This window comes from Paraflavitalea speifideaquila, assembly GCF_032395985.1.
GTDB classification, from domain to species: Bacteria; Bacteroidota; Bacteroidia; order Chitinophagales; family Chitinophagaceae; genus Paraflavitalea; species Paraflavitalea speifideaquila.
Map to the genome: position 1 here is coordinate 486678 of NZ_CP135920.1, position 13348 is coordinate 500025.

Genomic DNA, 13348 nt, shown 5'->3' on the forward strand with positions numbered 1-13348 from the left:
TTCATCAATACTTGCTACACAAGCCAGGTAGTCTTGCAAGTACCATTGAAATTTATAGCCCAGCAATTTTTACCACTGGGATGTTCGCGCTGGATTAACTCACCCCGTTTGGCATAGATCGCTTTTATGCGGCTTCGATCAGGTTCCGGGATCCGGTTCATGATACTGTTGTAATAGGCTACCTCTGCTGAATCGGGTTTCAATGCAGGGATATCCATCAAATACTTTGGATCCACCTTGAGGTCGCTGGATAACTTAAGGTCGGGCAGGATGCTCATCGTTTGTAATTGCCAGGCTTTGCCGTGGCCAACTGTATCTGTATATAAAGTGGTGGGCTCGGGGAATTTTTTATCCTGGTAGGCTTCAATGTATTTAAGTGGTGGCAGGAAATAGCGATGTGGGGCCTTGTGATGCAGTAACAGCATAAAAGGCTTATTGCGGTCCCGGTTCTTTAGCCATGCCAGCGCTTCATTGGTGATGAAAACTGTTGCGTAACCCTTATACGTTGAAGTGTCCCCATTCATTTCAATGATGCGTGGATTAATGTACTGCCCCTGGCCGGGAAGGATTTTCCAGTAATCAAAACCAGTGGGATAAGATTGTAAATGCCATTTGCCAATGACGGCTGTTTGATAGCCAGCCTGCTGGAGCACTTTGGCCATATTATTTCGTGTACCATCAAAGCGGTCGCGGTTATCGCGGAAGCCATTCTTGTGCGAATGTTGCCCTGTAAGCAGGGTGGCGCGGGAGGGGCCACATATTGAATTGCCCACAAAGGCCCGCTTAAATTGCATCCCCTCTTTAGCCAACCGGTCAATATTCGGGGTAGCAATCAGCTCTTTATTATAAGCACTGATGGCATCAGCATCATGATCATCACTCATGATGTATAGTATATTGGGGACTTGCTGGGCAGAGGTTTTCAGCGAAACCAAAAGGAGGAGGAGAGATCCAAACCGCATGTGGTATTTTTCATCAATATACAGCATTATGCCTTGCCGGCCGGATGGAAACGATTGCGTAAGTTCTAGTCAATAGTACGGCAGCAGGAGGCCGATTCATGTACAGCAAAAGTTGGGGGAGCCTTATTTTACTTCAAATAATTCATCCCACCTGGTGGTGTAGCGGGAGCTGTGCAGCTCTTGTCGCATTTTCCAGTTGCGTGTGGTGCCCACAGTAGCAAACTTTAATATATCATCCCGCATGCTGAAGTTTACATTGTCTACTACATCCATTAAGAACCGGTTATTATTCTTTTCTGGCGCTACAAACAAATTGCCTTGGATTGATGCATCTGGCACCAGTCCGCTAAGCATAACCCCTGCTTTCTTGTATTCCTTGCCCTTCGTGTATAATTGATCAACCAGTTCCACCGCCGGTTTGATCAGTTCCTGCGTAATAGAGGTCGGGATGGCCAGCGTGGTGTGTGTACTGATGGAGGGACCATGGTGGAAATCGATCAGGTGGTCCTGTTCTTTGCTTACGATGAATACGCTCACAACTTTAGCCGCACTGTGTTGCCGGCGAAGCTTTTCTGCTGCGCGGGTGGTATAGGTGGCCACTGCTTCCTTGATGGCGCCGATATCTCCCACTGGCTCGCCAAACATACGGGTGGTGGCAATCATCTTTTTACTTTCAATGGTTCTTCCAGGTCAATAGCGGGAATGCCTTTCAACTCCCTTATTAATCTTACTCCCGTAATGCCTCCCATATGGCGGTGGGCCCATTCTTCCGGCATGGTACTTAACTCCCAGGCACTGGTAATACCCTGGTTAATTAACTTATTAGCAAAAGATCGACCCACCCCCAAACATTGCCTACCCGGGTGCTTTGCATGGCGGATGCCAATTGCTCTCCCGTGGCCAGTACCTTGATGCAATTGCTGACTACTTTGTTTTTCTTGGCGAGGTAATTGGCCAGTTTAGCCAGCGTTTTTGTTGGTGCTACTCCTACCGAAACAGATATGCCCGTCCACTCCTCTATCCGGTGGCGGATTTGAAGGGCAGCTGCTTCTAACTCATCGGCTGGAACATGGCTAAGATCCAGGAATGCTTCATCTACAGAATAAATTTCTACCATGGGCGAAAGACTGCGCAGGGTTTCCATCACCCGCCAGCTCATATCACCATAGAGATTATAATTGGAGGAAAAAACGGCAATATTGTGTTGTTGAATAATGGGGCGGGCCTGAAAATAAGGGCCTGCCATTTGTACGCCCAGGTTTTTAGCTTCATCGCTGCGCGATACAATACACCCATCATTGTTGCTAAGTACTACCACGGGCTTATTCCTGAGGTCGGGCCTGAAAAGCCGCTCACAGGAGCAATAAAAACTGTTACAGTCAACAATTGCCTTCATCCGTGTATGTTTAAATACTTCACAATACAAAAATGGGCCAACCAAAAGGGATTTAACAAACAGTTTAACACCGGGTAATAAAAGATGCTTTTCAGCTACACGTATCTGTAAGTTTTCATTCCCTTCCTGGTTAGCCCCTGTCCTTAGGATAGGTTTAATGGTATGGACAGTTATTTTTATGGTGCATGGATCACCCAGGTTACTACACCCCATACTTCGAATGAATCACAAGAGCCATCTATTTCTATGGTGGCCAGTTTGGATGTTTCCGGTATCAGGCGAAGCTTATTGAATGTTTTTTCCATACGGCGTATCAACATCTCTCCATTCAATACAGCAATGATCACCTTGCCACTTACTGCTTTTGCACTGCGATCTACTATTACGATGTCTCCATCATGAATACCAGCATCCACCATCGCATTGCCCCGTACACGCATAAAAAAAGTGGCCGCTTTGTTATGGATCAATTGCTCATTAAGGTCAATGCCTCTTTCCATATAATCATCAGCGGCTGCTCCAAATCCGGTTGCATCAGCCGTTTTCACTTCCCATTGGTTGTATTGCCTGGAGCCCTTATAAGCAGGGTTATAATAAAGATCCTCCTCCATAAAAATAATTTTGATCTACTAAATAATTTAGTAAATTTATGCTAAAATAATGATCAGGTAAAATTTTTGTTTATGGAACCTGCGAAAAATAATGTTCATCAAAGCTGGGCCGAATATGGGCTGTATGAGTACCTGCTGGTAGTAAATCCTGATGCCGCTGTACAGGATAAAGTGTTGACTCAGAAGCAGGAATTCTATGATGAGTACCGCGAAAAGGCGGCCATTAAAACTGGAACACATATTATGGTGGCCAGCTTTCTGGCCCGTGAAGCCATGGAAGGTACCTTGATACGTTGGATACAACGTATTTGTGATCAACAACAACCCTTTAAGGTAACCCTGAACAACTATAGCGGCTTTCCGCCGCATACTATTTTTTTAAGGGTACAGGACCCCATTCCTTTTTGCACCTGGCTCAAAAACTGAAAGCTGTAGACGACCTGGTACGATCCTCCTCCTGCCCACCGGTAAGGCTTATCGCCAAGCCACACCTTAGCATTGCACGTCGCCTGCCCGAACCTGTATACACAAAGGCCATGTTCAGCTATTCACAAAAACATTTCATGAGTCCTTTATGGTTAGCGATCTGCGACTTTTTGCGAAGAGCCCACCAATTCGACAATTGTAAAACCATCAACATATTTCCTTTTGCCCCCGGAGCCCAGCCCTGGTCTGAGGTGGCGTGATTTAAACCTTTAAATGAATAAAAATGAAAAAGTATATGCAATTTTCACCCACCAAAAAATACATGGAACGCCCGGCGCCTTCTATAATGACTATACCAGTCAACTACGGGTAAATGAATACATGCTGGTATTATTGCCACATGAAGAATTGCGTAACCGGATCTTGCAGATAAGAAAAGATTTTTTGAAACATACCAGGCTCCTTCCGCATTGGGAGCCAAAGTGCACCTGGCATTGGCCACTTTTACCCAACTGGAAATGATGGAAGAACGGATCGTTAACCGACTCAAAACAGTAGCCATGGGATATCATCCCTTTAAGGTAGAGCTGAAAGATTATGGTAGCTTCCCAGCCACAGTTTATTTATTAATGTAGTGACCAAATTACCCATCCAAAACCTCGTACGAGAGATCAGAGACGCACAACGCCTCATGAAACTGGATAATGAACATAAACCTTATTTTATTGATGAGCCGCACCTCACCATCGCTCGTAAACTACTGCCCTGGCAGTATGAAAAAGGATGGTTGGAATACTCACACCGTCACTTTACAGGCCGGTTTATTGCGGACAGCATGTTATTGCTGAAACGAAGGGCAGGTGATAGATCCTATCAAATCGCACAACGATTTGAGTTTATGAACCTGCCTGTAAGTACCAAACAAGGGGAGTTGTTTGTCTGAGCTTTTTCAGCAGCATTCACACCCACCTGATTCCTGTTCCCGCTGGCTTGCCTGTTTCCACAGGTGTCTGCCGGGGCAGGAGGGTGTGTTTTCTTGTGATCCCCACTAAATGATAAATACCATGGAAACACCAATGGAAGAACGGCCCGATACCTACTTCAAAGGAAGAGGTGCCCAGATCAATACCAAAAATAAATTCCTGAAGAACGAAAGAGTACGAGAACATATTGAATCTATTGACGACTGGTCTGATCCCAATGTCCCTACCCAATACCTCGAAGAGCATTCAAAAAGCTTTGTCAATAAAGTTGATAGTCCAGATGTGGGTATGTTCTATAGTATGAACCCTTACCAGGGTTGTGAACATGGCTGCATCTATTGCTATGCACGAAATTCCTTTGAATACTGGGGATATAGCGCCGGGCTCGACTTTGAGCGCAAGATCATTGTAAAGAAAAATGCTCCCCAACTACTTCGTAAATTCCTGATGAACCCTAAATGGCAATGTGTACCCCTAAGCCTAAGTGGAAATACAGATTGCTATCAACCGGCCGAAAAGAACTTTGAACTTACACGCCAATGCCTCAAAGTTTGCCTGAATTCAATCAGCCCGTGGGCATTATCACCAAAAATGCCATGATCTTACGTGACCTGGATATATTGCAGGAAATGGCCAAAAAGAACCTGGTGAGCGCATTGGTCTCTATTACCTCTCTCGATGAAGAGCTCCGCCAGGTAATGGAGCCTCGTACAACCACTGCAAACCAGCGATTTAGGGTAATTAAAGAATTGAGTGAAGCCGGCGTTCGGATGGGAGTAATGCTGGGACCTATGATCCTGGTCTCAATGAACATGATATGCATAATATCATTAAAAGGCCAGTGAGAACGGAGCCACCTTTTCGGCCTATACTTTTATAAGACTGAATGGAGCCATTAAACTATTGTTTCACGATTGGCTTTATAAGAACTTCCCCGACCGGGCTGATAAAGTATGGCATATGATTGAAGATAGTCACGATGGAAAAGTAAATGACAGCCGATTTGGCGTTCGAATGCGTGGTGAAGGAAATATTGCTGATATGGTGGCTATGCAATACAAGAAATACACCAATAAATACGGCTTAAACCATGAACGACTAGAGCTGGACTGTTCCCTATTCAGAAGGCCTGGGGAACAAGGAAAGCTGTTTTAACCTCACAGGTCATCCTAAGCCAGGTAACCTGTTCTCCTATTGAGTTTATTTAATACCTTCTTTGCCCGGATAATCTCGTTGCATATGACCGAGATCTCCCGGGCATTTTCCAATAAGTTTAAACCCTGCAGGCGAAGCCCCAGTTCCTGTATCTTTTCAAGATAATACCCCGCATTGTCTCCAAGGAATTGCCGATGCTTAATAATACCGGTGATTTTGGGCTATCAATAGAAATGGCTGCTACTTTGGTATTGGCCAGGTCCTGTTGTTTCATGGTGCACAGTTTTAAGTGGTTTTATGCAATCACACAAGAGAAATACGGTTTAGGGAAGGAGGCTGCTAAAAGGTTAGTGGGGTCAGAATCTTCAGGCAACCCAAAGTTGTCACAATAAATTGTCATTGGCAAGCGATGAAATACTGGATGTATATAGTAAAGTATGTAGGTAAAATGAGTAGTTCTACGTGAGGGGCGGCTGAATGTTTACGAATATCTTTAGCCACTGTTTGACTGTTTAAACCTCAAAAATCAGTTTTATGACAACTAACCTCAGAAAATCATTTTTTCCAATGGCCCTGTTCATGGCAGGAGCAGTTTTTGTAGCCCTTTAGTCGTTTCTTGCGGAGGCCCCAAGGAAGACGGCGTTTGGATCCCTAATCCCAAAGACTCTTCCGCGCTGGGCTTGCGGGACCATTTTATCCCTAAAGATTCGATTGCCGCTTACAGAAAACGTTATGAAGTGGTAAGAGACACTTTGCAAGTGGTAATGCCCTCCCTGTTTATTCCCTTTTCCGAAGCTTACAACAAAAGAAGCATAATAGAACTGATGAAAGACCCCCGTTGTATCGGTATCAGGGTTTATTATGGTGCTACAGCCTTTGGAAGTAATGGTAAACAGGATCTGCGGCTAATCCTGGTAGGTGTGGATAAACTGGGCAATGACCTGTTTGTGAAAAGAGGGTCTGCCATTGCAGCACAGGCGGGCGATGATGGCGAAGGTGGTTTTGAATATGGTCAGTGTGCTCCCCCTTGCTACGGCGACTCATCAAAGCATTAATCTAGCTCGTCATGTCAGTTACCTATTAATTTATTACCCCATGATATTTTGCTAATGGACAACACGGTTCACTTTGTTCTAAGCCAAAGCATCCTGATTGCCTTTATCATAGGGATAGTAAGGTACCGGAAGATCGATCCGGCTTACTATCCCTTCCTCTATTATACGTTTGCAGCCGTTTTGATGGAGTTACTGGCTCATGTGTTTACCTTATACAATCGCCCGGATCTTCACCTGCCGGCCCTACATATTTACTCTTATGTGGAGTTTTGCCTTTTCACCTGGCTTTTCCATAACTGGGGCTTATTCAACCGCCAGAAAACAGTATTCATATCAATCCTCATTGCCTTCCTCATTTTTTGGGTAATTAGCTCCTTTTTTATTCATGGGTTCAAGGAATTGAATTATTATTTCCTAACCGGCTATTCTTTTGCACTTATTTTCTTCAGTGTCAGTACCTTTAACAAGGTGGTGGTGCATGAACGGGGGAATATTTTCCGCAATCCAAAATTCCTGATCTGCCTTGGGATTATTATATTTTATACTTTCTTTATCCTCGTTAATGTCACATCGCTATCTGTATTTAAACAAAATGTTAGCAAAAGCTTCAGAGCAAACTTGCAGCAGATAAATGTTTATACTAACTTATTGGTAAATTTATTATATGCAGTAGCGACGTTATGGATACCTCGGAAGCAAAACTTTACGACTCCCTTCTCATCGTAGTAGCGGTAATAGGTATCATCCTTTTTACTACATCATTACTATTATCCGCTATCAAAGAAGAAGTCTTCAGATGAATAAGGAGAAGATCCAGGCAGAAATTGATACCCTGGAGAAAGAGCGCAAGCGGATTGCTTCCGACCTTCACGATGAACTAGGTCCCTTACTATCAGCCGTCAAATTACAGATCAATAGCCTTGATACCGACGACCCCGGTGACCAGGAAGTCATTGGCAAATCAAGCGGCCATATCGACACCATCATTGGAAAGCTACGGGAGATTTCCAACGATCTGATGCCCAATACCTTGGTCAGGAAAGGGCTACAAAAAGCCATAGAGGAATTTGTTAACAACAACCAGCAAACCTATGGTCTTCAGATTAAATTCATCTGTGAACAAGAACTACGCCTCGACCAGCATAAAGAGATCAATATCTACCGCATAATACAGGAAGTCCTGCACAATACCGTAAAACACGCAGAAGCTACCTACCTCATCATTAAAATTGTGATTGAGGCCGACCGGCTTTTGCTGATGACTGCCGATAATGGCAAAGGATTCAATTATTTTGCGAAAGTAAAAGACAATCCAGGCCTTGGACTTCGTAACTTGCAAAGCCGGGCAGAAGTGATGGGAGGAGAATTGAGTTGTCAGTCTGAGTCCGGAAAAGGTACCATGTATACATTTGACATCCCTATCTGAATCTAACCTATTTGTATGAAAATACACGGCAATATAAAAGTGATTATTGCTGATGACCATGAGATCTACCGTGACGGCTTACGCATGGTATTGGTAAAACAGCCCGATATTGAATTAATAGCTGAGGCTGCCGATGGCAAAGAACTAATTGACCAGGTAAAGGCCATGCAGCCCGATATCGTGATCAGCGACGTGAAAATGCCCAATATGGATGGGGCCACCGCCACCCGCCACCTGGCCGAGCACCACCCCGAAGTAGGCATCATTGCCCTTACGATGTTTGATGAAGAAGATCTGATCATCGACATGCTCGAAGCGGGAGCCAAAGGTTACCTGCTTAAAAATGCTGATAAATACGAAATTGTAGAAGCTATTAAGTCAGTCTACAACCAGCAGCCCTACTATTGTCGCCATACTTCCAATAAGCTGGCTCAGATGGTGGCCAAAAGTAAATTCAATCCCCATAAACTTCACAACAAGCCAGAGTTTAGTGAACGTGAACTGGATATTATTACTTATATCTGTAATGGCCTCACCAGCAAAGAGATTGCCGAAAAGATATTCCTAAGCGTACGTACTGTAGAAGGACTGCGTATGAAGATCATGGAGAAAATGGATGTGAAAAATACTGCTGGCATTATCATTTATGCCATCCGCCATCACCTGTACAAACCGGGCCGGGTATAACCCTGGGATCGTGTATTGATATGGGTGGATTATCAACCTGAAAAATATTTTTCACAAAAAGTTGGTGGGAATAAAAAAATAATTACACCTTTGCATAGATAAAAATTTAAAAACACAAGATCATGTCACGCATACAAATGCATATTGAAACAGCGAAATGGTTTAATCCCGGTCAGGATTATTCCAGGTTTGCGGGGCATGTTATGTTACCAGGTAATTTGTAGAACTACGAAACCGAAATATAACGAAAGCCCCGCCTGACGCGGGGTTTTTTGTTTTTACACTATGAAACTAAAAACTCAAACCATACGAATGATGGTATTGGCAGTTGATCACAGCATGTTCAACAGGCCATGCTATGTCCTCAACTTACTGGGCATGAACCTCAATTGTATTGACCAACGAGAACTGTTTAAACGACCGGAAGATATTCCTGCACAGGTATAAACTGTGTTATTAAGAATAGGAAACCCGGTCAATTCAATGACCGGGTTTTTTGTTGCCCCGTATAAGCAACAACGAAAGGAGGTAACCATGAAACTAATTTAGCTGTCTTATCAATCCGCTTGATCGTGGATTTATTGACAAAGAAAAGAACAGACAAAAACAAAACCATGTACAAGGGTGATGTTGGAAAAATACAACACCCGGCAGAATTTGAATTGCGCTAAATAAGATCCATTACAGTAAACCTGTAAATGCACCATTAATCAGAAGGAGGTATAGCCATGAAATTTAACATCAACCTGCGCAGAAAAGCCCCTGTCCTAAATTATGAAGGAGAAAAGGCTTTTGCATTGACGCCCGAGATGGAGTTGTACACAGCTGTAGTAACCACTTCTCTCAGCAACAAGTTCTATGAAGGAAGCCTTGAACGGTTAGAACGTATCCGTGTCCTGATCTCTATCTGCGATCCGGCTTTTGTAGCCAGGTTGGCCATATATGCCCGGGAAGTATTGAACCTGCGCAGCATTCCATTGGTGCTGGCAGTAGAATTGGCCAGATTGCACCAGGGCGACAGGCTTGTTAGCCGCTTAACCAACCGGGTAGTACAAAGAGCGGATGAGATCACTGAAATGCTGGCCCTGTATGGGCAGGCTAACAAACGCAGCGGCAGGAAGCAATTAAACAGGTTGAGCAAGCAAGTACAAGGAGGGCTCGCAACAGCCTTCAATAAGTTTGATGAGTACCAGTTTGCTAAATACAACCGTTCTGCACAGGTTACCCTGAAAGATGCTTTATTTCTGGTGCACCCAAAAGCAAAAGATGAAGATCAGCAGGCAATATTCAATAAGATTGCAGAAGACGGGCTGAATAGCCCTTATACATGGGAAGTAGAATTGAGTGCACTGGGGCAGTTGCGGTATGTGAATGATGCAGTCAGAAAGGCTGCTTTCTGTGAAAAATGGGAGGAATTGATCTTCAGTAAGCGGCTGGGCTATATGGCTACCCTGCGCAACCTGCGCAATATACTGGAAGCCAATGTAAGCGTGGAGGCGATTGATCAAGTTTGTGAATACCTTACTGATCCTGGTGCAATAGCCAAAAGCAGGCAGCTGCCATTCAGGTTTTTAAGTGCTTACAGGGAGCTGAAAGCCGTTCCTCATGGACAAGCGGGTAAAGTACTGGAGGCGTTGGAAAAGGCAGTTCAATTTAGTACTGCAAATATTGCGGGTTATGACGAAGCTACAAACGTATTGATTGCCGCTGATGTGAGTGGTAGTATGCAGAAAACCATCAGCTCTCATAGCAAGGTGCAGAACTTTGATATCGGCCTGATGCTGGCTATGTTGCTCCAATACCGTTGTGCAAATGTGATCACCGGTATGTTTGGGGATACCTGGAAAGTGATCAATCTACCACGTAAACAGATATTGGCCAACGTGGATGAATTTCATCGACGTGAAGGAGAAGTGGGATACAGTACCAATGGTTTCCTGGTAGTAAAAGACCTGCTCCAACGGAAAAAAATGGTGGATAAGCTGATGATCTTCACCGATTGTCAGTTGTGGAACCCGGATAACAGCACAGATAATATTGCCAACTTATGGTTGCAATACAAGCGGGTGTCGCCCCATGCAAAACTCTACCTGTTCGACCTGGCTGGATATGGTAATACGCCATTGAAAGTACAGCATAACGATGTATATCTGATCGCCGGATGGAGTGAAAAGATCTTTGATGTATTGAATGCCATTGATCAGGGAAGTGATGCTTTGAAATTGATAGGTTCAATAGAACTATAACATAATTAGTTGCAGAAAGGGAGGATACAGTAGCCCTTCCACGATGCTGTGGGAGGCTACTTTTCCAAAAAAGAAATTAAAATGAAGGAGGATTTTATGAGTAGGATAAAGGTAGAACTTACCAACACCTTTGATGAAGTATATGGTTGGTTCGATGTACCCGATGAGAGATTGTATTATATACCTCAAAATGGTGGATGGAGCATTGCTCAGATATTGGAACATATAGCCCTAACCAATCATTATTTATTAATACTGATACGGAAGGGTACAATAAAAGCGCTTGAAAAGTCAAGGAATGTAAATTACCGGGACTTATTGAAGGATTATGAATTGGATTGGAGCAAGCTCGAATTGATTGGGCAACCTGCGGCATTCAAATGGCATAGGCCGGAACACATGGAACCTGGCGGTGTAAAACCAATGGGATTAGTAAAAGCAGATCTGCAATTGCAGGTGAAGGAGTGTATGGACCTGATGGATCAAATGAACCAGGGGGAGGGCATACTGCATAAAACGATGATGACAGTAAATGGACTTGGCAAAATTGATGTGTACCATTATATCTGTTTCCTTGTGCAACACGCAAAAAGGCATATTGTACAAATGCAGCAACTGGAACAAGAATAAGAAGGCTCTGTAGCTTAAAAGGAAAAGCTGCCGTAAATGCTAAAGACAATAATAACCATAGCAGCATTCCAATGGTTGGATACTTCGCCTGGAACGAAGAGGGTGCAGGTTCGAGTCCTGCCTGTTATACAAAGGTGCCGTAAAGAAGGGTTACTTCGGCTCCATTAGTTCAACCTGGCTAGAACAGGTACGCATAGTACTGGTGCGGGTTCGATGCCCGTATGGAAAAATAACCCTTCTAATTGTTGCCCTTTTTGGGTCTGTTCGTTCAATGGCCAGGACGCAGGACTTTCACTCCTGTAATGAGGGTTCGATTCCCTTACAGACTACCTGGCGTGCCGTAGAGCAATGTTACTTCGATTTGAAACCGATACAAAAACACTGCTTACTTATTGCCGCTATTATGAACCAGTCTATTGGTGTATGGGACAACACCCCGGATTGTCGATCCGGAGAAACGGGTTCGAATCCCGTATAGACTGCTAAGCCATACCAGGTAGTGTAATAGGCTAACATATCACACTTTGACTGTGATGTTCTCAGTTCGAATCTGAGCCTGGTAACAAATGTTGTCTTTAGTTTATCCCGATGCATATCGGGAAAAACCCCTCACTGTGAATGAGGAGAACAGGGTTCGAGACCCGAGGACAACCCATCGGCTTATAGTTCAATGGAAGAACGGTACGCTACGAACGTACAAATAGAAGTTCGAATCTTCTTAAGCCGTCAACAGGTGTCGTAGGAAAGAGATACTTCGATGGGATACATCTGACACAAGTTCGAATCTTGTATCCCGGAGTTCCGGGATTAGCTCAGTGGTAGAGCAATGTACAAAGCCTCTTTCCGATTGGTTACCCTGTTTGGGAATATAGTTCAATGGCAGAACGCTCCGTTGTTAACGGAAGAACGGATGTTCGATCCATCCTGTTCCCGCATTCATAAAAGGACGAATAGCTCCAATGGTAGAGCTGCCCGTTGAAGCCGGGTGTGTACAAGTTCGAATCTTGTTTCGTCCACCAATACGGGTTTATTGTAACTGGCAACAATCCAGACTCCAAATCTGGCCATGTAAGTTCGAATCCTGCACCCCGTGCTAAAATTTAAATGTTATGCGCACTCTTGTAATGAAATAGCGAACAGTTTTTTGCGCCAGCCCGTATAAATGTACAGGCAGGATAATTACTGGTTAAACTATTTCAACTTAAATATGGACAATACAATTGAACAGAGAATTATCAATGCCAATAGCATATTTGATAATTATTATATCAACAGCAAGGCATTATATATGTATTGCTTTTCAGGGGTGCCGTGCGTAGACATGGTAGATGATATTGCAGGCTGTTTAACAGACCCTGATTTTATTGATCTGCTCATTGATAACCCCAATAGGGTGGTAATCATTGAGGACGCAGAGAATGTGATCATGGACAGAAGAACCAATCCGCAGTCGTCAGTGTCTAATTTGCTGAACATTTCAGATGGGTTGCTGGCTGATTTCCTGAATGTGCAATTGATCTGTACATTTAATAATTCAGTAACAATGATAGATAATGCCTTGATGAGAAAAGGGCGTTTGATCGCACGCTATGAATTTGGTAAATTGAGTATCGCCAAAGCACAGCAATTAAGCGATCACCTGGGATTTGATACATTAATAAAACAGCCTATGACAATTGCCGAGATCACCAACCTACATGAGGAGGTCAATCAACCACAACAAATGCAGGTTATCGGTTTCAGGAGGGCTGTTATTGAAAACTAACAAAGT

General features: G+C 43.8%; 20 protein-coding genes and 7 tRNA genes. 21 read left to right on the forward strand and 6 right to left on the reverse strand.

Annotation, left to right across the window (positions count from 1 at the left end; translation table 11 throughout):
• Positions 1 to 14: 14 nt before the first annotated feature.
• The 5 genes from RS881_RS03440 to RS881_RS03460 all read right to left on the reverse strand — a co-directional run bounded on the left by RS881_RS03440 (position 15) and on the right by RS881_RS03460 (position 2969).
• A complete protein-coding gene (locus RS881_RS03440) occupies positions 15 to 989 on the reverse strand; it encodes a sulfatase-like hydrolase/transferase (protein WP_315819804.1) in 975 nt (324 codons plus the stop codon).
• A 96-nt stretch (positions 990 to 1085) separates the two neighbouring features.
• A complete protein-coding gene (locus tag RS881_RS03445; RefSeq protein ID WP_315819805.1) occupies positions 1086 to 1625 on the reverse strand; it encodes a DinB/UmuC family translesion DNA polymerase in 540 nt (179 codons plus the stop codon).
• Positions 1622 to 1804, reverse strand: coding sequence for a hypothetical protein (locus RS881_RS03450; protein WP_315819806.1), 183 nt, complete (start codon positions 1802 to 1804; stop codon positions 1622 to 1624). Before RS881_RS03450 ends, RS881_RS03445 begins: the two co-directional genes overlap by 4 nt.
• The gene (locus RS881_RS03455; protein WP_315819807.1) at positions 1777 to 2358 is read right to left on the reverse strand and encodes a Y-family DNA polymerase; all 582 of its coding nucleotides are present in this window, start codon (positions 2356 to 2358) and stop codon (positions 1777 to 1779) included. Before RS881_RS03455 ends, RS881_RS03450 begins: the two co-directional genes overlap by 28 nt.
• A 176-nt stretch (positions 2359 to 2534) precedes the next feature.
• Entirely contained in the window at positions 2535 to 2969 is a 435-nt protein-coding gene (locus RS881_RS03460) for a LexA family protein (protein WP_315819808.1), read from the reverse strand.
• A gap of 72 nt (positions 2970 to 3041) precedes the next feature.
• Between RS881_RS03460 and RS881_RS03465 the strand changes: the two genes are divergently transcribed.
• The 7 genes from RS881_RS03465 to RS881_RS03495 all read left to right on the forward strand — a co-directional run bounded on the left by RS881_RS03465 (position 3042) and on the right by RS881_RS03495 (position 5533).
• Positions 3042 to 3395 (forward strand): 2'-5' RNA ligase family protein, encoded by a 354-nt coding sequence (locus RS881_RS03465; protein WP_315819809.1) that lies wholly within the window; start codon positions 3042 to 3044, stop codon positions 3393 to 3395.
• Positions 3374 to 3655: a hypothetical protein gene (locus RS881_RS03470; RefSeq protein WP_315819810.1), complete on the forward strand. Its 282-nt coding sequence runs from the start codon at positions 3374 to 3376 to the stop codon at positions 3653 to 3655. Before RS881_RS03465 ends, RS881_RS03470 begins: the two co-directional genes overlap by 22 nt.
• A gap of 210 nt (positions 3656 to 3865) precedes the next feature.
• Positions 3866 to 4030 (forward strand): hypothetical protein, encoded by a 165-nt coding sequence (locus tag RS881_RS03475; RefSeq protein ID WP_315819811.1) that lies wholly within the window; start codon positions 3866 to 3868, stop codon positions 4028 to 4030.
• Entirely contained in the window at positions 4030 to 4338 is a 309-nt protein-coding gene (locus tag RS881_RS03480; RefSeq protein WP_315819812.1) for a 2'-5' RNA ligase family protein, read from the forward strand. The genes RS881_RS03475 and RS881_RS03480 overlap by 1 nt, the downstream gene beginning before the upstream one ends.
• A 121-nt stretch (positions 4339 to 4459) precedes the next feature.
• Positions 4460 to 4978 (forward strand): radical SAM family protein, encoded by a 519-nt coding sequence (locus tag RS881_RS03485; RefSeq protein WP_315819813.1) that lies wholly within the window; start codon positions 4460 to 4462, stop codon positions 4976 to 4978.
• On the forward strand, positions 4975 to 5223 hold the full coding sequence (locus RS881_RS03490) for a radical SAM protein (RefSeq protein ID WP_315819814.1): 249 nt from the start codon (positions 4975 to 4977) through the stop codon (positions 5221 to 5223). The genes RS881_RS03485 and RS881_RS03490 overlap by 4 nt, the downstream gene beginning before the upstream one ends.
• 58 nt (positions 5224 to 5281) lie before the next feature.
• Positions 5282 to 5533 carry a hypothetical protein gene (locus RS881_RS03495; RefSeq protein WP_315819815.1) on the forward strand — a complete coding sequence of 84 codons (252 nt, stop codon included), beginning with the start codon at positions 5282 to 5284 and terminating at the stop codon, positions 5531 to 5533.
• 118 nt (positions 5534 to 5651) lie between these two features.
• On the opposite strand, the gene RS881_RS03500 is transcribed toward RS881_RS03495, so the two are convergent.
• A complete protein-coding gene (locus RS881_RS03500; protein WP_315819816.1) occupies positions 5652 to 5807 on the reverse strand; it encodes a hypothetical protein in 156 nt (51 codons plus the stop codon).
• Between the two features lie 463 nt (positions 5808 to 6270).
• Here RS881_RS03500 and RS881_RS03505 point away from each other — a divergent pair, with 463 nt between their 5' ends.
• The 14 genes from RS881_RS03505 (at position 6271) to RS881_RS03570 (ending at position 13342) form a co-directional block, all read left to right on the forward strand.
• Positions 6271 to 6588, forward strand: a complete 318-nt coding sequence (locus RS881_RS03505) for a hypothetical protein (RefSeq protein WP_315819817.1) — start codon at positions 6271 to 6273, stop codon at positions 6586 to 6588.
• Between the two features lie 796 nt (positions 6589 to 7384).
• Positions 7385 to 8014 (forward strand): sensor histidine kinase, encoded by a 630-nt coding sequence (locus RS881_RS03510; protein WP_315819818.1) that lies wholly within the window; start codon positions 7385 to 7387, stop codon positions 8012 to 8014.
• A gap of 15 nt (positions 8015 to 8029) precedes the next feature.
• Positions 8030 to 8701, forward strand: coding sequence for a response regulator (locus RS881_RS03515; RefSeq protein ID WP_315819819.1), 672 nt, complete (start codon positions 8030 to 8032; stop codon positions 8699 to 8701).
• A gap of 285 nt (positions 8702 to 8986) precedes the next feature.
• A complete protein-coding gene (locus tag RS881_RS03520; protein WP_315819820.1) occupies positions 8987 to 9148 on the forward strand; it encodes a hypothetical protein in 162 nt (53 codons plus the stop codon).
• Positions 9149 to 9429: 281 nt separating this feature from the next.
• Positions 9430 to 10947, forward strand: a complete 1518-nt coding sequence (locus RS881_RS03525; protein ID WP_315819821.1) for a TROVE domain-containing protein — start codon at positions 9430 to 9432, stop codon at positions 10945 to 10947.
• A gap of 81 nt (positions 10948 to 11028) precedes the next feature.
• Complete coding sequence (locus RS881_RS03530; RefSeq protein WP_315819822.1) at positions 11029 to 11577, forward strand: DinB family protein; 549 nt, start codon at positions 11029 to 11031, stop codon at positions 11575 to 11577.
• A gap of 57 nt (positions 11578 to 11634) precedes the next feature.
• Positions 11635 to 11706, forward strand: a tRNA-Pro gene (locus tag RS881_RS03535).
• Positions 11707 to 11834: 128 nt separating this feature from the next.
• Positions 11835 to 11906, forward strand: a tRNA-Glu gene (locus RS881_RS03540).
• Between the two features lie 81 nt (positions 11907 to 11987).
• Positions 11988 to 12059, forward strand: a tRNA-Asp gene (locus RS881_RS03545).
• Between the two features lie 174 nt (positions 12060 to 12233).
• Positions 12234 to 12304, forward strand: a tRNA-Arg gene (locus tag RS881_RS03550).
• A gap of 135 nt (positions 12305 to 12439) precedes the next feature.
• Positions 12440 to 12510, forward strand: a tRNA-Asn gene (locus tag RS881_RS03555).
• An 11-nt stretch (positions 12511 to 12521) separates the two neighbouring features.
• Positions 12522 to 12596, forward strand: a tRNA-Phe gene (locus RS881_RS03560).
• Positions 12597 to 12598: 2 nt separating this feature from the next.
• A tRNA-Trp gene (locus RS881_RS03565) sits at positions 12599 to 12670 on the forward strand.
• A 114-nt stretch (positions 12671 to 12784) separates the two neighbouring features.
• Positions 12785 to 13342 (forward strand): hypothetical protein, encoded by a 558-nt coding sequence (locus RS881_RS03570; RefSeq protein ID WP_315819823.1) that lies wholly within the window; start codon positions 12785 to 12787, stop codon positions 13340 to 13342.
• The last annotated feature ends 6 nt before the right edge of the window (positions 13343 to 13348 follow it).